General features: G+C 71.9%; 17 protein-coding genes. 4 read left to right on the top strand and 13 right to left on the bottom strand.

Annotated elements, in window-relative coordinates; all coding sequences use genetic code 11:
* Positions 1–51 precede the first annotated feature (51 nt).
* The 4 genes from CLT75_RS23640 to CLT75_RS23625 all read right to left on the bottom strand — a co-directional run bounded on the left by CLT75_RS23640 (position 52) and on the right by CLT75_RS23625 (position 4,763).
* Complete coding sequence (locus CLT75_RS23640; RefSeq protein ID WP_135242518.1) at positions 52–819, bottom strand: LytR/AlgR family response regulator transcription factor; 768 nt, start codon at positions 817–819, stop codon at positions 52–54.
* A complete protein-coding gene (locus CLT75_RS23635; RefSeq protein ID WP_013289287.1) occupies positions 816–2,039 on the bottom strand; it encodes a histidine kinase in 1,224 nt (407 codons plus the stop codon). The genes CLT75_RS23640 and CLT75_RS23635 overlap by 4 nt, the downstream gene beginning before the upstream one ends.
* A gap of 33 nt (positions 2,040–2,072) precedes the next feature.
* Positions 2,073–3,578: a sugar transferase gene (locus tag CLT75_RS23630; RefSeq protein ID WP_135242517.1), complete on the bottom strand. Its 1,506-nt coding sequence runs from the start codon at positions 3,576–3,578 to the stop codon at positions 2,073–2,075.
* Between the two features lie 324 nt (positions 3,579–3,902).
* Entirely contained in the window at positions 3,903–4,763 is an 861-nt protein-coding gene (locus CLT75_RS23625) for a DNA-formamidopyrimidine glycosylase family protein (protein ID WP_135242516.1), read from the bottom strand.
* Between the two features lie 24 nt (positions 4,764–4,787).
* Here CLT75_RS23625 and CLT75_RS23620 point away from each other — a divergent pair, with 24 nt between their 5' ends.
* From CLT75_RS23620 to CLT75_RS23610, 3 genes are all read left to right on the top strand, one after another.
* Entirely contained in the window at positions 4,788–6,038 is a 1,251-nt protein-coding gene (locus tag CLT75_RS23620; RefSeq protein WP_135242515.1) for a glycosyltransferase family 4 protein, read from the top strand.
* Between the two features lie 65 nt (positions 6,039–6,103).
* On the top strand, positions 6,104–6,388 hold the full coding sequence (locus CLT75_RS23615; RefSeq protein WP_135242514.1) for a type II toxin-antitoxin system Phd/YefM family antitoxin: 285 nt from the start codon (positions 6,104–6,106) through the stop codon (positions 6,386–6,388).
* Positions 6,385–6,777, top strand: a complete 393-nt coding sequence (locus CLT75_RS23610; protein ID WP_135242513.1) for a type II toxin-antitoxin system VapC family toxin — start codon at positions 6,385–6,387, stop codon at positions 6,775–6,777. Before CLT75_RS23615 ends, CLT75_RS23610 begins: the two co-directional genes overlap by 4 nt.
* 12 nt (positions 6,778–6,789) lie before the next feature.
* Here CLT75_RS23610 and CLT75_RS23605 read toward each other — a convergent pair whose 3' ends face one another.
* From CLT75_RS23605 to CLT75_RS23590, 4 genes are all read right to left on the bottom strand, one after another.
* The gene (locus CLT75_RS23605) at positions 6,790–7,512 is read right to left on the bottom strand and encodes a CDP-alcohol phosphatidyltransferase family protein (RefSeq protein WP_135242512.1); all 723 of its coding nucleotides are present in this window, start codon (positions 7,510–7,512) and stop codon (positions 6,790–6,792) included.
* On the bottom strand, positions 7,487–8,554 hold the full coding sequence (locus tag CLT75_RS23600) for an iron-containing alcohol dehydrogenase family protein (protein ID WP_030499402.1): 1,068 nt from the start codon (positions 8,552–8,554) through the stop codon (positions 7,487–7,489). Before CLT75_RS23600 ends, CLT75_RS23605 begins: the two co-directional genes overlap by 26 nt.
* Positions 8,542–9,273, bottom strand: coding sequence for a phosphocholine cytidylyltransferase family protein (locus CLT75_RS23595; protein WP_135244110.1), 732 nt, complete (start codon positions 9,271–9,273; stop codon positions 8,542–8,544). Before CLT75_RS23595 ends, CLT75_RS23600 begins: the two co-directional genes overlap by 13 nt.
* Before the next feature lie 70 nt (positions 9,274–9,343).
* Positions 9,344–9,799: an NUDIX domain-containing protein gene (locus CLT75_RS23590; RefSeq protein ID WP_486485256.1), complete on the bottom strand. Its 456-nt coding sequence runs from the start codon at positions 9,797–9,799 to the stop codon at positions 9,344–9,346.
* A gap of 112 nt (positions 9,800–9,911) precedes the next feature.
* On the opposite strand from CLT75_RS23590, the gene CLT75_RS23585 reads away from it, so the two are divergent.
* Positions 9,912–10,304: a CBS domain-containing protein gene (locus CLT75_RS23585; protein ID WP_135242510.1), complete on the top strand. Its 393-nt coding sequence runs from the start codon at positions 9,912–9,914 to the stop codon at positions 10,302–10,304.
* A 97-nt stretch (positions 10,305–10,401) separates the two neighbouring features.
* On the opposite strand, the gene CLT75_RS23580 is transcribed toward CLT75_RS23585, so the two are convergent.
* The 5 genes from CLT75_RS23580 to CLT75_RS23560 all read right to left on the bottom strand — a co-directional run bounded on the left by CLT75_RS23580 (position 10,402) and on the right by CLT75_RS23560 (position 18,269).
* On the bottom strand, positions 10,402–13,488 hold the full coding sequence (locus CLT75_RS23580) for a malectin domain-containing carbohydrate-binding protein (protein ID WP_135242509.1): 3,087 nt from the start codon (positions 13,486–13,488) through the stop codon (positions 10,402–10,404).
* A 188-nt stretch (positions 13,489–13,676) separates the two neighbouring features.
* Positions 13,677–14,723, bottom strand: a complete 1,047-nt coding sequence (locus tag CLT75_RS23575; protein ID WP_135242508.1) for a glycosyl hydrolase — start codon at positions 14,721–14,723, stop codon at positions 13,677–13,679.
* 144 nt (positions 14,724–14,867) lie between these two features.
* Positions 14,868–15,797, bottom strand: coding sequence for a sulfotransferase family protein (locus CLT75_RS23570; protein WP_135242507.1), 930 nt, complete (start codon positions 15,795–15,797; stop codon positions 14,868–14,870).
* 28 nt (positions 15,798–15,825) lie between these two features.
* Positions 15,826–17,439: an oligosaccharide flippase family protein gene (locus tag CLT75_RS23565; protein ID WP_135242506.1), complete on the bottom strand. Its 1,614-nt coding sequence runs from the start codon at positions 17,437–17,439 to the stop codon at positions 15,826–15,828.
* The gene (locus tag CLT75_RS23560; RefSeq protein ID WP_135242505.1) at positions 17,406–18,269 is read right to left on the bottom strand and encodes a sulfotransferase domain-containing protein; all 864 of its coding nucleotides are present in this window, start codon (positions 18,267–18,269) and stop codon (positions 17,406–17,408) included. The genes CLT75_RS23565 and CLT75_RS23560 overlap by 34 nt, the downstream gene beginning before the upstream one ends.
* Positions 18,270–18,280: the final 11 nt, after the last annotated feature.

Below are 18,280 nucleotides of genomic sequence, written 5' to 3'. Positions count from 1 at the left end.
CAGCGCGCGGCAGCGACAAGCCGACCACCGCGCCGACGGCAGCCCCGACCCTCAGCGACTCCAGTCCTGCTTCGCGGCACGCACCAGCTTGTCCTTCAGCTCCCGGGTGTGCCGACGGCTCACCGGCAGCTCGGATCCGTCGATCACCACCACGTAGCCGGAGTTGACCAGCCGCAGCTCGGCGATGAGCCGCAGCTGGACCAGATACGACCGGTGGACCCGGACGAACCCGGCGTCCGCCCAGCGCTCGGCCAGCGTCGCCAGTGAGACCCGGACCAGGTGCGACCCCTCCGCCGTGTGCAGCCGCGCGTAGTCGCCCTGCGCCTCCACCCACCGCACCGCCGAGCGGGGCAGCATCCGGGTGGTGCCGGCCAGCTCGATCGGGATGGTCGGATCCTCCTCCGACCGGGCCAGCGCGGCCGGATGCGACGGCACCACCCGGGAGCCGATCACCCGGCGCAGCGACTCGGCCAGCCGCTCGGCGCGTACCGGCTTGCGCACGTAGTCGGTGGCGCCCAGGTCGAACGCGTCCACCGCGCCGTCGTCGTACGCGGTGACGAACACGATCGCCGGCGGCCGGGCGAAACGGCGCAGCACCCGGGCCAGCTCCATGCCGTCCAGCCCCGGCATCCGGATGTCGAGGAACACCACGTCCACGTCGTCGTCGCGCAGCACACGCAGCGCCTCGGTCGCGTCCCCGGCCGTGTGCAGCCGGGCCACCCGGGGATCGGCGCGCAGGTGGTACGCCAGCTCGTCGAGCGCGGGCGGCTCGTCGTCCACCGCCAGCACCCGGAGGAATCCGGTGCCGGTGACGGTCATGACGACGCCCGGACGCCGGGGTGGAACTTCGGCACGCGCATGCTGACCTTCGTACCCGAACCCAGGCCCGTCTCCACCACCAGGCCGAACCCGTCCCCGAAGACCGACCGGAGCCGTTCGTCGACGTTCGAGAGGCCGACGTGCTGCCCCGGGTCGTCGGCCGGGTCGCCGGCCGCGCCCGACACCTCGGCGATGCCGGCGGTAAGCGTCGTCGGATCCATCCCCACCCCGTCGTCCTCCACCGTGATGTGACACTCCGCGCCCGCGTCCCGGGCCTCGATGCTCACCATGCCGGTGCCCGGCTTGCGGGACAACCCGTGCCGGACCGCGTTCTCCACGAGCGGCTGGAGGCAGAGGAACGGCAACGTCACCGGCAGCACCTCCGGCGCGATCTGGAGGCGTACCTGGAGCCGTTCGCCGAAGCGCGCCCGCTCGATGGTCAGGTAGCGGTCGATCGAGCGCAGCTCCTCGGCGAGCGTGGTGAACTCGCCGTGCGCCCGGAACGAGTAGCGGGTGAACTCGGCGAACTCCAGGATCAGCTCCCGCGCCCGCTCCGGGTCGGTGCGCACGAACGAACCGATCGCGGTCAGCGCGTTGTAGATGAAGTGCGGGCTGATCTGGGCGCGCAGCGCGCGTACCTCGGCCCGCGCCAGCCGCTCCCGCGACGACTCCAGCTCGGCCAGCGCGAGCTGGTCACCCGCCCAGTGCGCGGTCTCCAGCGTCGCCTGCACCAGGCCCGGGGCCGGACGCTCGTCGGCCACCGCGACCAGCGCCCCGACCACCCGCCCGTCCGCGCGCAGCGGCGCCACCACCGCGCCGCGTACCGGACAGTCGACCAGGTCGCAGCGCAGCTCCGACTCGCCCAGCACCGTCGAGCGCCCGCTGTCGGCCGCCCGCCGGGCCGCCGCGACCAGCTGGTCGCCGTGGTGCGCGCCCTGCCCGTCGACCGCGAGCAACGCGTCCCGGTCCGTCAGCGCCAGCCCGGCCGCGCCCACGAGGGCCCGCAGATGGCGTACGGCCTTCGCCGCGTCCGCCGCGGTCAGGCCGGCGCGCAGCGGCTCGGCGGCGAGCCCCGCCGTGTGCAGCACCTCGTACGTGGCCCGCTGCGTGGCGGTGGCGATGCCCCGCCGGCCGCGCAGCCGCAGCACCGCCCAGAGCGCCGCGGCCAGCGCGGTGACCAGCGAGACGACGGCGAAGACGGCGGAGAGGTTGCCACCCACGCAGCGATCCTGCCGGGTACCGGCCCGGTAGCGCTAGTACGCGCCCTTGCGGGCCAGCACCACGCCGACGGTCCGCCACAGGATGCTCAGGTCGTACGCCAGCGACCAGTTGTCGACGTAGTAGAGGTCGAGCCGGACCGCCTCGTCCCAGGACAGGTCGGAACGGCCGGACACCTGCCACAGACCGGTCATGCCCGGCCGGACCAGCAGCCGGCGGCGGACGTCGCCGAGGAAGTCGCCGTCGTCGGCGGGCAGCGGGCGCGGGCCGACGAGCGACATCTCGCCCCAGAGCACGTTGATCAGCTGGGGCAGCTCGTCCAGCGACGTGGCGCGCAGGAAGCGGCCCACCGGGAAGACCCGGGGGTCCTGCTTCATCTTGAACAGCATGCCGTCGGTCTCGTTGCGGTCGACCAGGCCGGCCAGCCGCTCCTCGGCGTCCACGTACATGGTCCGGAACTTCCAGACCCGGAACGTCCGCCCCTCGTGGCCCACGCGGGGCTGGCGGAAGAAGACCGGCCCGGGGTCGGAGATCCGGATCGCGACGGCGATGGCGAGGAAGAGCGGGACCAGCAGCAGCAGGCCCAGCCCGGCGGCGACCCGGTCCATCAGGTTCTTGGCCAGCAGCGCCGGCCCGGACAGGGTCGGCTCCTCGACGTGCAGCAGCGGCAGGCCCTCGATCGGGCGGATGTGCACCCGGGGACCGGCGATGTCGGTGAGCTGGGGCGCGACCACCAGGTCGACGCCGGAGCCCTCCAGCTGCCAGGCCAGCCGGCGCAGCTCGCCCGGCTCGGCGCTGGCCGAGCCGCAGACCGCGATCGTGTCGCCGCCGACCTCACGCACCAGGGCCAGGACGTCGCGGCCCGCGTACACCGGCACCGGGGTCTCCAGGCCGCGCGCGGCGGCGTACCCGTCGGTGAGGTGGATGGCCACCGGCACCAGCCCGACGGACGGGTTCCGGGTGACGGTGGAGTAGACCTCCAGGCACTCCGGCAGCGTGCCGACGAGCACCATCCGGTGCCCGGCATAACCGGCGCGGCGGCGCAGCGCGTGCAGGCAGGCCCGGGCGATCATGCGGACGAGCAGGATCAGCAGCAGGGCACCGAGCAGCGCGAAGCCGACCGTCCACCGGGACAGGGTGGTCTTCGTGGCGAAGGCGAGGAACGAGACGGTCGCGGCGACCGCCACGCCGCCCCGGATCACCCGCTTGTACTCGTCCGGGCCGAGACCGAGGTAGCGCCGGTCGTAGGCCCGGTTGCCCCAGAGGATGAGCACCCAGCCGAGCGGCAGCAGCACGAACGCCACGGTGTAGAACCACGCCTCGGGCGCGTCCCGGAAGCCGGAGGCGGCCTGCTCGAAGATCTGCACGGCCAGGAAGCTGGCCAGGGCCGCCGCGCCGAAGTCGAGCAGCAGCAGGAAGGCGATGTAGGGCCGGTGCCACCGGGACACCCGACGCCGGGCGCGGGCCCACGCCGACCGCGGTACGCCGTTGTGCGACGGCGGAGTCGGCGGCTGGATCTCAAAGCTGTCGACGTGCCGCACGCTCTTGCTCCGGCCTCTGTCGGTTACCGGGCGCTGGAGGCTTGTCGTCACCTCAACCCATGTCCTCCCGCATGACCCGCGTCCTCACTCGGCGTGAGGGCCCGGGTCGCTCACCGTCCCAGTCTCCCACGCGGGCCCCGCCCGGAACGGTCCCCGCGAGGAAGCCGTTCCGCTGGTGCTCGGTGAGATCTGGCCGGCTCCGAATCAGTTGTGAAGCCGGGGACCGAGCCACTATACCGATGGATGACGGCTCGGGTAGAGGGGCGGACCGGACCTTCGGCGATCGCCGGTCGATTCCGCTCGGTAACCGGCGAATGCCATTACTCACCGTACGAGCCGGGACAACCTTCGGTCAGCCAGCGGCTTGCCACCTGTCTGACAGGTGGGGCAGTACTGAAGGCTCGAATCGGCGAACGAGACCTCCCGCACGGTGTCGCCACAGACCGGACACGGCAGACCTTTGCGGGCGTGCACCTTGAGGCCCGAACGCTTCTCGCCCTTCAGCTCCGCGGCCCGCTGCCCCATTGACCGGCGTACCGCGTCGCCGAGGACCGCGCGCGTCGCCGCGTGCAGGCCGGCGAGCTGGTCGTCGGTGAGCCGGTCGGTGATCGCGAACGGCGAGAGCCGCGCCGCGTGCAGGATCTCGTCGGAGTACGCGTTCCCGATCCCGGCCAGCACCGACTGGTCGGTCAGCACACCCTTCACCTGGCCCCGGCGGCTGCGCAGCCGCTCGGCGAAGGTCGGCAGGTCCGCCTCCAGCGCGTCCGGCCCGAGCTTCGCCACGCCCGGCACCGTCGCCGGATCGGTGACCAGGTAGGCGGCCAGCTTCTTCTGGGTGCCGGCCTCGGTCAGGTCGAAGCCGGAGCCGTCGTCGAGGCGTAACCGCACGGCGATCGGGCCTTTGCCGGGCCGCAGCGGGGCCGCCGACGGGAACGCCTCCCGGTAGTGCAGCCAGCCCGCCCGGGCCAGGTGGACCACCAGGTGCAGACCCTCGTCGAACCGGACGTCCAGGAACTTGCCGTACCGGCCGGCGCCGGTGACGGCGCGGCCGGCGACCGCGCTCGGCGGCGGGTCGTACGTCTTCAGCGCGTTGATCGCGGCGACCTCGAACCGCTCGACGCGGCGGCCCACCGCACGCTCGCGCAGGTAACCGGCGAGCGCTTCCACCTCCGGTAGTTCGGGCATCGTCCAACGGTAGCCTTCTTTCCCGTGAGAATCGTGGTGGCGCACAACCGGTACCGGGAAGCCCAGCCCTCCGGCGAGAACACCATCGTCGACGCGGAGATCGCCCAGCTCACCGCCGCCGGTGTGGAGGTGCTGCCGTTCCTGCGCAGCTCCGACGAGATCCCGTCGATGTCCAAGCCGGCCAAGGCGCTGCTGCCGATCTCGCCGATCTGGGCCCCGAAGGCCCAGCACGACCTCGACCGCCTGCTCACCGAGCACCGGCCGGACGTGTTGCACCTGCACAACCCGTACCCTCTGCTCTCGCCCTGGGTGGTGCGGACCGCGCACAAGCGCGGTGTGCCGGTGGTGCAGACCGTGCACAACTACCGGCAGGTCTGCTCCTCGGGCCTGTACTTCCGCGACGGCGTGATCTGCCAGGACTGCCGGGGGCGGACGCTCGGCGTTCCGGCGATCGTGCACCGCTGCTACCGCAACTCGCGGGCGCAGAGCGCGCTGATGGCGACCACGCTCGCCGTGCACCGCCCCACGTGGAAGTCGGTGGACCGGTACATCGCGCTCACCACGGCGGTCGCTGATCATCTGCGCGACTACGGCATCCCGGACGAGCGGATCGTGGTCAAGCCGAACGCGGTGCCCGACCCGGGCACCCCGGCGCCGTCCGGGAACGGCTTCCTCTTCATGGGCCGGCTCAGCCCGGAGAAGGGCCTGGACCTGCTGCTCGCGGCGTGGCGGCGGCACCCGGTGGGTGCGCTCGGCCCGCTGCGCATCGCCGGTGACGGCGAGCTGCGTCCGCTGGCCGAGGCGGCCGCCGCCGAGCGGCCCGACGTGCTCTACCTGGGCCAGCTCGACCGTTCCGGGGTACGCGCGGCGCTGGCCGACAGCTCCGTGGTGCTGGCCACCTCCACCTGGCACGACGTGCTGCCCACGGTGATCATCGAGGCGCTGGCGTCCGGGCGGCCGGTGCTCGGGACCGCGCTCGGCGGCATCCCGTACCTGGTGGGCGCGGACGGCCCGCGCGAGCCCGCCGGGACCGGCCCGGCCGAGGTGGCCACCGCGGCGCCGGGCGACGGGCGCGTCGCGTTGCCGTCAGGGGTGCAGCGCGGCGAGGCGGGTTGGGTGGTGGCGCCGGAGGTCGAGGCGCTGGCCGCCGCGCTGCCGCTGGCCGCCGCCGAGGCGGGGATGCTCGCCGGCCCGGCCCGGTCCCGCTACGAGCGCACCTTCCACCCCGACGTGATCACCAAGCGCCTGATCGACATCTACGCCTCGCTCACCTGAGTGCCGGCCGGTGCGGCCGGCTTGTAGGTACAATCGGGCTGTTGTCGGCACAAGGGAGGTGCGTGGTGAGCACCGTGTCCGTGCGCGAGTTCTCCTACAACCCCAGCGCGATGTTCGCCCGCGTGGAACAGGGCGAGACGATCGAGGTCACGCGGCACGGCAGCGTAATCGCCGTGCTGCTGCCGGGTTCGGGGACGCTGGGCAGGTACGCGGCCCTGGTGGCGAAAGGGGTGATCCGCCTCAAGGCGACCACCACGAGCGACATCGACCGGCTGCCCCGCTACGACGTGCCGCCCGACGTGTCGCCCCTTGAGCTGCTGTTGGCCGACCGCGAGGACGACGAGCGGTGATCTATCTGGACTCGTCCGCCTTGATCACTCTGATCGCCGGCCGTACCTACGTCACGGAACTTCAGGAATTCCTGGCGAGCCGGGCGGGCATGCCGATGGGAACCAGCTCAGTCGGATTCGTCGAGACGGCACGCACCCTCGACCGGATCGGCGACTACCCGGACGCCATGCAGATGCTGGTACGGAACTTCACCGAGATCCTGGTGACCGAGGAGGTCCGTGATTCGGCTGCTGCCCTGCCCGCCGGCATCCGGACGCTGGACGCGCTACACGTGGCGAGTGCCCAGGCCCTCGGAGATGCGCTCGACACGCTCGTCACATACGACAAGCGGATGTCGGACATCGCCGTCTCGGTGGGCTTACCGGTCGCGGCTCCCGGCACCGACTAGGTCTCCTGCACCTCAGCGCAGGGAGGCGCGGGCGGAGAAGGCGATGCTCGCCAGCAGGAATCCGCCGTTGACCACGGTGAACGCGACCATCACCCAGAACGCCAGCGCGGGCGCGAAGGCCAGCACCAGGCCGGCCACGAAGATCACCGCGCCGTAGTCGCGGACCAGCTTCACCAGGCGCACCGGGAGCGAGGTCGAGGTGACCATGCTCGCCGCGTTCGGCCCGGACTGCATCACCGAGGTCACCAGGTTGACCATCCAGGTGCCGGCGAACACCGCCACCAGCCAGACCGGCGTGGACGGGCGCTGCGCCACGGCTGTCGCGCCGATGGCGGCCACCAGCGCGATCTGGGCGGCCACGTCGCAGAGCACGTCGATCCGGGCGCCGGCCGCGCTGCCTTGACCGGTCACCCGGGCGAGCTGCCCGTCGGCGCAGTCCAGCGCGTACGCGATCTGCCACGCGACCAGGGCGAAGAGCCCGACCGCCCAGGCCGGTACGGTGCCGGCGGCCACGTCGTCGGCGAGCGCCACCACGGTGATCGAAGCGGCCAGCCCCAGCACCAGGTTGGTCAGCGTCAGCGCGGTCGGGCGCAACCCCAGGCGCTGCGCGGCAAGCGCGAAGGCCGCCCCGATCCACTGGCTGATCGACTCGCTGAACAGGCCGCCTCCCCGGTTGACCCGGTGGAAGTCGGCGACGGTGGGACGGGGCTCAGCCAATGTGGTCGCGGAGGGCACCGGCGTAGTCTGCCAGCCGCTCCCGCGTCTCGGTAGCGGACATCGCGAGGTGTTCGAGGATGGTGTAGCGGTCCGGCCGGGTGGCCGGCGCGAACTGCACCGCCTCGACGAACTGGTCGTCGGTCAGCTCCACCTCGGCGGGTAGCCGGGGCAGCCCGTGCCGGGTCAGGCAGGCCGCCATCTCGGCGAACCGGCGCTCGTCGCCGCGCAGGTACGTGCAGAACAGCGCACCGAGCCCGGCCAGTTCGCCGTGCGAGGCGGTGCCGGGGAACAGCGCGTCGATCGCGTGCATGATCTCGTGGCAGCCGCCGCTGCACGGTCGGCTGGTGCCCTCGATCGCCATCGCCAGGCCACTGGAGATCAGCGCGTCGGCGAGCACCGTGACGAAGCCGTCGTCGTTCATGTCACCCGGGTGGTTGAGCACCGCCTCGGCGCCTGCGCGCGACAGCGAGGCGGCCAGCCCGTCGACCCGCTCACCGCGTACCCGCCGGGCCAGTTCCCAGTCCGCCAGCGCGCTGATGTTGCTGACCACGTCGCCGATGCCGGCCCGGTTGTGCCGCTCCGGCCCGGCCTCCACGAAGTCCAGGTCGACGATCACCGCGATCGGGATGTGCACGCCGTAGGAGCCCTTCAGGCCCTCGGTGATCAGGCTGGCGACCGGGGAGGCGATGCCGTCATTGGCGAGGCTCGTCGCCACCGACACCATCGGCAGACCGCGCCGGGTCGCCGCGTACTTGGCCACGTCGATCGTCTTGCCGCCGCCGATGCCGACCACCGCGTCGTACGACCGGGTGCGCAGCTTCGCCCCCAGGTCGTCGGCGGCGTCGAGCGTGCCCCCGGCGACGGTGAACACGTCAGCCGAGCGCAGCGACGGCCGGATCAGTTCGGCGATCCGTTCGCCCTGCCCCGGCCCGACCACCACGGCGACGTCGCCACCGGCGGAGATCCGCCCGTCGGAGAGGATCGCCGCCAGGTCGGCCACCGCGCCCCGCCGCACGTCGATGTGCAGCGGGGTGAGGACGCTGCGGGCTAGTAGCGGCACGCGATCTCCCGCGCCCGGGCCAGATCGGCGTGGTTGTCGACCTCGACCCAGGAGACGTCACCGATCGGGGCCGCCCGCACCTCGCCACCGCGCTCGGCGAACTCCTGGTAGCCGTCCTCGTAGTAGAGGTTCGGGTCGCGCCGCCAGGTCGCCTCCAGCGCGTCCGCGAGCGGCCCGGCCACCTGCGGCTCGATCAGCGTCGCGCCGATGTACTCGCCGTACGCCTCGCCCGGGTCCATCAGCTTGGTGATGCGGGTGAGCTGGCCGGCGGCGTCGAAGGTGGTCTTCATCTCCTCCTCGGCCAGCGGCTTGAGCGTGTCCACTGCGAGCAGGATGCCCGGGCCGCGCTCGGCCAGCAGCGTCTTCTCCACGCTGACCGGGTGCACGGTGTCGCCGTTCACGAGCAGCACGCCACGGGAGAAGTGCTCACGCGCCAGCCAGAGCGAGTACGCGTTGTTCCACTCCTCGGCCTTGTCGTTGTGGACCAGCGTGATCGTGACGCCGTACTTCTCCTCCAGGGCGGCCTGGCGCTGCCGCACCGCGTCGGCCGCGTAGCCGACCACGATCACGACCTCGTTCAGCCCCACCTCGGCGAGGTTGCGCAGCGCGATGTCGAGGATGGTGATCTCCCCGTCGACCGGCACCAGGGCCTTGGGCAGGGTGTCGGTGTACGGCCGCAGCCGGCGCCCCGCACCGGCGGCGAGCACCATCCCGATCATGCCGACACGCTCCTCTTCTCGACCCGATTCCACCCGGCGAGGATATCGCCGGGCGCTGACCCGCAGTGGTTCAGCCCGTCAGCCCGATCGAGCGCAGCGCCGCGAAGCCGTCCTCCGCGATCCGCCGGATCAGCCCGTCGTTGACGTCCCGGTGCTCGTCGAGCAGCGCGATCTCCGACTCCGCCAGCCACCGGAACTCGGTGTGCTTGCCGGCCTCCAGCCGGGGCCGGCTCAGGTCGCCGTCCACCCGGATCAGGAAGTCGGTCTCCACCCGGGTCAGCCCGTCGTCGGCGGTGTAGCGGTATTCGCCGACCAGGCCGAGCACGTGCGACACGGCCCAGCTGGTCTCCTCGGTGACCTCCCGGCGCAGCGCGTCGTCGATCTCCTCGCCCGGTTCGAGGTGGCCGCCGACGATGTCCCAGCAGTTCGGGAAGAGGCGTCGCTCGGGGGATCGGCGTTGGATGAAGATGCGGCCGTCGTCGTCGACGATCAGCGCGCCGGCGCAGCGGAGGGGCTCGGTGGGCACCCTCCGACAGTAGCCATCCGGGCCGTCTCCGGCGATGCCCGTTCTTGTCCCGGTACGCATCGATGGCCCACCATGTCCGTACTCAGTCGCCGTCCCACAGGGGTGATGTGTGATGCAGGTACGGGAAGCGATGTCCAGCGAGGTACTCGTGGTCGGGCCGGAGCACACGCTCCGGCAGGCGGCCCGGATGATGTCGGCCCGCGGTGTCGGGTCGGCGGTCGTGATCGACCCGGACTCCGAGGGAGTGGGGATCATGACCGAACGCGATGTGCTGAAGGCGATCGGCGCCGGGCTCGACCCGGATGTCGAGCGCACCGGGGCACACCTGACCTGGGACGTCGTCTACGCCGGCCCGGACTGGACGATCGAGGAGGCAGCCGCGGCGATGGCCCGCGGCGGGTTCCGTCACCTGGTCGTGCTCGACGGCCGGGAGGTGGCGGGAGTGATCTCGGTACGGGACCTGATGCGGGTCTGGGCGGGTGAGCACGCACCGACCCGTACCTGATCCGCCCCGGCGCGAGCGGCGCCGGAGAAAGGGCGATGGCCCGGCCGATATCGGCCGGGCCATCGTCGTATCTGTTCCGTTTCGGTCGTGCCCGCCGTCAGGGGCCGACGAAGACCGAGGTGCCGCGCCAGTCCACGTCGTCGACGCTCGGACCGCTGCGCACCGTGGCGGAGCCGGTCGGTACGCCGTCCGACCACGCCATCGAGGACAGGGTGCCGGTGCTCCGGGAGACGACGTAGAGCGTGTCGCCGTCCAGGAACAGGCCGCCCGCGTCGGCGAAGGCCGTGGTGCCGGTGACCGTGTTGCGCTCGGCGCCGACGGTGCCGGTGTCCGGCGTGAAGCCACGCCAGAACAGCGTGCTCTGACCGGCCAGCGAGTAGTAGATCCGGCCGCTGGAGTAGAACATCGCGGTCACGTTCGGCAGCTCCGCGGAGAAGTTGCCGGTCATGCCGGCGTAGGTGGAGCCCTCCGGCGCGGAGCCGGTGACGACCAGGTCCCACTTGGCGTCGTGGTACGGGTCCAGCTTCTTCGGGGTGCCGAACTCGCTGCCGTCGAACGAGCGCTTGTAGAGGTCGCCGCCGACGCCGTAGAACAGGTCACCGCCGACCCAGAAGGCGCCCTTGACGCCCGACCAGCCGGTGTTGTCCGCGTTCGGCACCGACATCGCGTTGCCGACCGAGGTAGCGCCGTCGTACGTCCGCTTGGTGATGCTGTCGACGGTGGTGGCCGGCGGCACCGGGGGCAGCTTGACGATCTCGATGCCCTGCACCAGCGGGTTCTCCAGGACGCGACCGAAGTCGATGTCGATGTTGCCGTCGCTGGTGACCGGGAACGCGCGCATGGTGCCCCGGTTGGTGGCGCCGATCGCGGCGATCGGGTCGAAGTTGCTCAGCTTGACCACGCCGTCGATCGACACGTTGAACTTGCGCTTGCCGGCGGTGGCGGTGCCCGACCAGCGGTTGGCCAGGTAGAGGCGCACCTGCACCGGCGTGCCGGCCGGGACCGGGAAGTCCCACTGCATGTCCGGCGCGGGCGACTCGTCCCAGCGCTCCGCGTTGAACAGCTCGACCGGCGTACCCGACGGCACCGTGCCGTCGAGCGACGCGTTTGTGGTGTAGCTGGTCACCTGGTTGCCGGCGTTGTGGTAGGTGCTCGGCGCGGCGGCGGTGTCCGCGGCCCAGGCCGGGCCGCTCGGCGCGGCGAGCTGGTCGCCGCCCGCGTTGACCCGGTAGAGCACGTCGGAGGCGTCCGGCGTGGGCGCGGTCTTGACGATCTCGATGCCGTGCAGCAGCGGGTTCTGCAGCACCCGGCCGAAGTCGATGTCGACGACGCCGTCGCTGACCACCGAGATGGACTGCATGGTGCCGCGGTCGGTTCCGCCGGCGGCGACGACCGGGTCGAAGTCGTTCAGCTTGAGGACGCCGTCGATGCTGACGTCGAACTTGCGGGCGCCCGGCTTGCTCGTGCCGGACCAGCGGTTGGCCATGTAGATCCGGACGTCGACCCGGGTGCCTGCGGCGACCGGGATGTCCCACTGCATGTCCGGCGCGGTCGCCTCGTCCCACCGCTCGGTGTTGAACAGCGTGGCCGGCGTGCTCGCCGGCACGGTGGCGTCGAACGTTGCGTTCGTGGTGTAGCTGGTGACCTGGTTGCCCGTGTTGTGGTACGGGCTGGGCTCGGTGGCGCTGTCGGCGGCCCAGTCCGGCCCGCCGTCGGTCGCCGGGATGGCCGGACCACCGGCGTTGACCCGGTAGAGCACCTCGGTCTGCGCCGCGCGGCCGGCCTGGTAGACGTTGCCGGGAAGGCCCTTGGTGCTGGTCGAGTGCGGGGTGCTGCCCCCGTCCAGCGGGAAGAAGGCGATCCGCTTGCGCTGGTAGTCGAAGTTGCCGATGTACTCCTGGTCGCTGCCGAGCCAGAGGCCCTCCTGCGTCACCAGCATCTCGGTGACGCCGTAGCCGCGCGGGTGGCGGCCCGGGTTCCAGGACAGCGGCAGGCCGCTCACCGGGTCGAGCGCGGCGATGCTGGCCCGCGGCACCGCGCCCGGTCCGGCCTTGTCGCGGGCGAGCGGGTTGTTCGACCAGCGGAAGTGGCCGCCGACGTAGATGGCCTTCTCGCTGATGCCGACCGAGAGGAACGTGTCGCCACCGCTGAAGTTCGTCCAGGTCGGCTTCTGGCCGGCGCCGGTGGCGGAGGTCTCCCAGCGGGCGGCGGAGTCGCAGAGCGTGCCCGGGTACGACGCGCCGGTGGTGACCACCACGAAGTACTTGCTGTCCGGGGAGAACTGGACGTCGCGCACCCACGAGTCGAACGCGGTGTACTTGCAGGCCGCGGAGTAGCCGTCGGTGTTCCAGTCGGCGATGGTCGCGGAGCTCTCACCGAGGTTGATCCGCACGATCTGGTCGTGCACGACGCCGTCGGCCTTCTTGAAGTTGCCGATCACCACGAGGTGCTTGCCGTCGGGGGAGACGGAGAGCTTCTCCGTACCGACACCGGCCGAGGCGCCGTTGTTGGTCGGGGTCCAGTTGTGGTTCTCGGTCAGCGCCACGGTGAGGTACTCGTCCACCGCGCCGGTGGTCGGGTTCAGCGAGGCCAGCCCGTTGCGGTTGATCGTCGCGGTCGCCGTGGTGAAGATGCCGCCGACCAGCAGGTGGCCGTCGACGAGCGCGATGTCGTTCACCGTGCCGTTGAACGCCGGGCCCTTGAACCCCTCGACGGGGGTGCCGTCGGCGACGTTCAGCAGCACCAGCTTGCGGAAGTTCTTGTCGCCGACCTTGTTGAACTTGCCGGCGACGTACACCGTGCCGGGGGTCGGCCCGGCGATGATCGCGGTGACGTCGTTGTCCAGCACCGGCGCGAACGCGTTGTCGATCTTGCCGGTCGCCTTGTCGAAGGCGAGCAGTCCGCGGCGGTCGACCGGGGTGGGTGAGGAGCCCCGGTTCTGCGCGTTTGTGAACGAGCCGCCGACGATCACCTTGCTGCCGGCGTCGTGGATGGCCACGACGTTGCCGTCGTTGATGTTCGGCGTCTTGTCCGACGGCACCTCGCCGACCAGCGTGCTGTGGTCGGGCGCGGGCGCCGCGGCCGGTGCGGCGAGCGCCGGCACCGGTGTGAACAAGGTGGCGATGCCGAGCACGGCAGCGCCGAATGCGGACACCGAGCGGTGTCTCAGGATCGAGGAAGCCACAGGCTACTCCGGGGGGAAACGTCGGAGGCGCTGCGATCGTGGTCGGTGCCGACATGAGGCGGGGCGTCACTCGACCGACCGCAGACGTGAGAGCAATACCTTCTCGCATTCGGCCGTCGCCCGTCCACCCGGGTTCGGCCTTTTTGGCCGAGGAAAGGGCCCGGGTCACACGAAAAGACGAGCGACGATCAGTCCCCGGACACGGAGGGTGTTCCTGAGGAAACGCTCAGGTCGGGCATCGGTGGCTGGAAGTACGGATCGGTCGCCATCTCCCGGAAGACCTGCTCGCTCTCCGGGTCGTTGCCGAACGTGCTGTCGTAGATGGGCTTCTCCGTCTGCCGGGCCGCGAAGTAGACCGCCGCCTTGATCTGCGGGTGCTTCTTCAGGTACGGCCCGACCTCGCGCATCCATTCGGCCCGCTGGCCCGGCCGCCCGTCCTGGGTCAGGCCGTACTCGCCGATGATGACCGGTCGCGGGTGCTTCTTGGCGAACGCCATGAAGTGGTCCATCCGGTTGGAGAAGCTGTTCCACTCCGGACTGGGATAGACGTCCGCGCAGAGCCAGTCGACCTGGTCGTCGCCCGGGTAGTAGGCGGCGGCCCGGCGCTGCGGCTCGGCGAACCCGTCCGCGTGCGGGCACCACACCCACCCGGCGTTGGTGACGCCCATCTCGGTGAAGATGCCGCGGACGTGCTTCCAGGCGGCGACGTAGTCCTCCGGCGAGTGCATGCTGGCGGCCAGGTTCGGCCGGTCCATCTCCCACCGGTAGCGCAGCAGCACCGGAACGCCGAACTCCTTGACGTCCTTCGCGCGTTCCCGGATCAGCGCGTCGTAGACGCCGCTGACGGTGGACCGGGTGTCGGTGCCCTGCCACGAGATCATCTGGAGCTTGCCCCGGGACTGGAACAACTTCTCGGTGGCGCTCGGGAACGGCTCGTTCCACTCGTGGAACATGTGCGCGATGGTGAGCTTGCCGCCGGCCGCCTGGTTGAACGCGTCGAACGCGGCGGCCCGCCCGCTGGCGTTGTGGTACTGCGGCTTGACCCAGGTGCCGAGCCAGGCCCCCTTCTCCGGCGGCTCCGGCCCCCACCCGGTGGTGCGGACCGGAGCGGTCCGCGGTGTCACAGTCGGCGGGGGCGGCGCCGATGCCGTCGTCGTCTCGTCGGATCGCTCCGAGCCGGTGTCACAGGCCGCCACGGCCGGGGCCAGGAAGGCCAGGCCCAGCACGGCAGCCATCGTCAGTCGTAACCGTCGTACCACCGCAACCTCTCCCCAGGACGGTCGCCGGCCACGGTATGGGGGCCCTGACGGATCCGCGTGGGCGGAGAGGCACGCCGGGCCGGGCGGGCGACCCCTGGCACTCTACCTGTGACGCGGCGCTCAGGCGGGGTAGCCGAGTCGCGTCAGCAGCGGCCCGGCCTGAGCCATCACGTCGGCCAGATCCTTTTCGGTCAGTCGCTGCCGCCACCGGCCCACCGAACCCGGCCGCGCCTTGGCGAAGCGGGCGTGCAGCGCCTCCCGTCCGGCCGGGTCACCGACCTCCAGGAAGTCGGCCACGATCTCAGCCGCCTCGGCCGGGCGGGTGACGATGTCCTCGTACCGCAGGTGCCGCACCCGCTCCGCGGGCAGCTCGGCGAGCTGGGTCAGCGCGCTGCTGGTGAACCGCCGCCACATCCAGGCCGACCGGCCCAGGTCGGAGACCTGCGTGAACTCCTCGCGCCGCTCCGGCTCCACCCAGAACCGGGGCGCGGCGCCCCACGGCGTACCGCCCCGGCCGCTGCGGCCGGTACCGGTGGACGCGGCGTTCAGCCAGGGCTGCTCGGCGTGCGACACCGCCACGTCCCGCCCGTCCCGGTAGACGTGCAGGAAGACCGCGTCCGGGAAGACCTCGGTCAGGAACGGCACGATGAAGCAGTTCTCCGGGTCCTTCTCGGCGAACCGCAGCCCGCCGTGCCCGGACGCGGCGAGCAGCGCGCCGTAGTAGCCGCGGAAGTAGCGGGCGGCCCGCTGCGGCGTCCAGCTTCCCTCGTAGACACAGCGGGCGACGGCCTTGGTCAGGCGCGGTTCGAAGTGGTACGACACGTCCGGCAGCGCGCCGACGCAACTGCCGAGGAACGTGGTGCCGGAGCGCGGGGCGCCCAGGATGAAGATCGGACGCTCCACCTTCAGGGTGAGCCGGCGGCCGCCCCCCTCGACCGGCCGTTCCAGCTCGCGGCGTTCCTTGCGGTCCGCCAGCAGACCGACCGCGGCGAGCTTCGCGGCCTTCACGGTGGACAGGCCGGAGTGCGGGGCGGGGGAGTCGCTTGTCATCGAAGGTCCCATCGGTGCGCAGGATCGGTCAGGACTGGGCGGCCGGGTCCGCCCCGGCCCGGTTACGGCCACGGCGCAGGGCGCGCAGCGCGTCGAGGTGCAGGGTGCGCCGCCAGCGCCAGACACCCGCCGCGTACGCGACCAGCCCGGCGACAGTCACCAGCGCGAGCACGAGCGAACCGGCGCCGAGCAGCGTCGCCACGCCCAGCGGCAGGCCCAGCGTGACCACCGCCAGCGCCATCGCGGCCCGGGTACCGGCGCCGAACGGGTGCAGCCGCATCGACCACCAGAGCTGGGTCAGCGGCACCAGGTTGGTGACCAGGATCGAGACGGTCCAGGCCAGGGCCGCGCCGAGGATGCCGTACCGCGGGATGAGCACCAGGTTGCCGACCACGTTGAGCACGGTGCCGGTCATCGCGTTGTAGAACGTCCACGCGGTGCGCCCGGCCATGTTGAGCACCATGTCGACCATGCCGCAGCCGGTGGCCAGCAGCATGGTCAGCGCCAGCAGCACCACGACCCGGCGGCCGTCGCCGTACCCCGATCCGAACAGCGCCAGCATCGGCGTGGCGAACGCCGCGAAGATCAGGTACGCGGGCCAGGAGAGCAGCACGAGCCAGCCGGTGGCGGCCTGGTAGAGCTGGCGCGCCTCGGCCCGGTCGTCGCGGGCGAACGCGGCGGCCAGCCGGTGCTGCACCGAGCTGGACAGCGCGACGCTGGAGAGCTGACCCAGCGCCAGGAACCGGGTCGCGGCCGTGTAGACCGCCGCGTCCGCCGGCCCGCGCAGCGCGCTGAGCAGCACGATGTCCAGCCGCTGCACCACGATCGCGGCCAGGCTGCTGATCGCGCGGGGACCGGTGAACCGCCAGAACGGCCCGGCCACCTCGCGCGCCGGCACCGGCCGGGTCACCTGCCGCCCGGCCCGGCCGACCAGCCGGCTCAGCCAGAACAGCGCGACCACCGCGGCGATCAGGTACGGCACCACCCAGGCCAGCGGCAGCGCGACGGTGGCGGACATGCCGAGCCAGGCGGCCACCGCCACACCCAGGAACTGCACCAGCGTGCGGCCGAGCCGCTCCACAGTCAGCAGCGGGCGCATCTGGCCGAAGCCGCGGCAGGCGGCGAGCGCGTAGTCGTTGAGCGCGGCCAGCGGCACGAACGCCAGCAGGATGCGCAGCGCGGTCACCGCCTCCGGCCCGGCCTCCGGCATGGTGGCCCGGGCCAGGGCCGGCGCGGCCAGCCAGCCGGCCAGCCCGAGCAGCGTGCCGACCACGAGCACCGGCAGCAACCCGACCAGGATGGTGCCCCGGATCTGGTCGCGGCGGTCGAGCGTGCGCTGGCGGCTGACGAAGTAGACGGTGCCGACGTCGGTGCCGAGCCGGGCCGCCGACGCGGCGATCATGAACGCGCTGGTGGCGGCGAAGAACATGCCCGCCTCGCGGACCGACCAGCCGCGGGCGATGACGATGTTCAGCCCGAAGCCGGCGACCGCGGCCAGCCCGACGCCGACCAGGTTGGCGAAGCCCTGCCGGGCCGCGCCGCCCAGCCCTGCGCCCGGCCCGGGGGGCGGTGCGGTGAGCGTCGGGGTGCCGCCGGCGTCCGCCCGCGTCACCGCCGCCACGACGGCACGCGTCCCCACCACGTCGCCAGCCGCTCGTCGTACGGCGCGAAGTGGTCCTCCAGCCGGGTCCGCAGCTCCGCCGACATGGGCGAACGGGACCGGGAGTTGTGCTTGCCGAACGCGATGTCCGTCCAGCGGGGCAGCCCGAGGAAGTCGCACACCGCGTCGAAGGAGGGACGCGGGTCGGCGAAGAAGTCGTCGCTGTCGATGACGTGCATGCGGTCCCGGCCGACCAGCGCCTCCAGGCGCTCCAGCTGCTCGATGTAGCGGCCCCGGGCCAGGTACGCGTTGTGCTGGAGGTGCTCGCTGGCGTACGACGCGGAGCTGATCATCCGCTCCCGCTCGCCCGCCGTACGGGACTCCTCCAGCGCGAGCGCCCGCTCGAAGTCCGTCTCGGTCTCGTAGCCCCGGGCCAGCTCGTGCGAGTGCGCCGAGTAGGCGCGCTCCACCGGGTCACGCAGCAGCACCAGCAGCTTCACCGAGGGCAGGTCCCGGGCGATGCGCTGCCCGGCCAGCGGGTGGAACATGTAGTACGGGCTGGACTCGCCGGTGATCCCGCGTACCCCGATCTGGGCCTTCACCGCCTCGGCCTTGCCGGTGGTGGGGAAGTGCCCGAGGTACCAGCTCATCCCCCGGTGGTAGTCCATGTCGAAGTAGTGCACGCCCTTGTGGTACGCGGGTGGCAGCACACCGGGATGCTGCGACAGCGTCTTGAACAGCGAGGTGGTGCCGCAGCGCTGCGCCCCCACGATCAGGAATCCCGGCACCATCCGCGAACCGGCGGTCAGCCGGCCGACCGTCCGGCTCACCGACTTCACCGCGCGGAGCGCCTGCTCCTTGGCCAGCGTCACGTCCCCACTCC

The sequence above is a fragment of the Micromonospora sp. CNZ285 genome (assembly GCF_004637285.1).
This window is presented reverse-complemented; position numbering and strand designations above follow the sequence as displayed.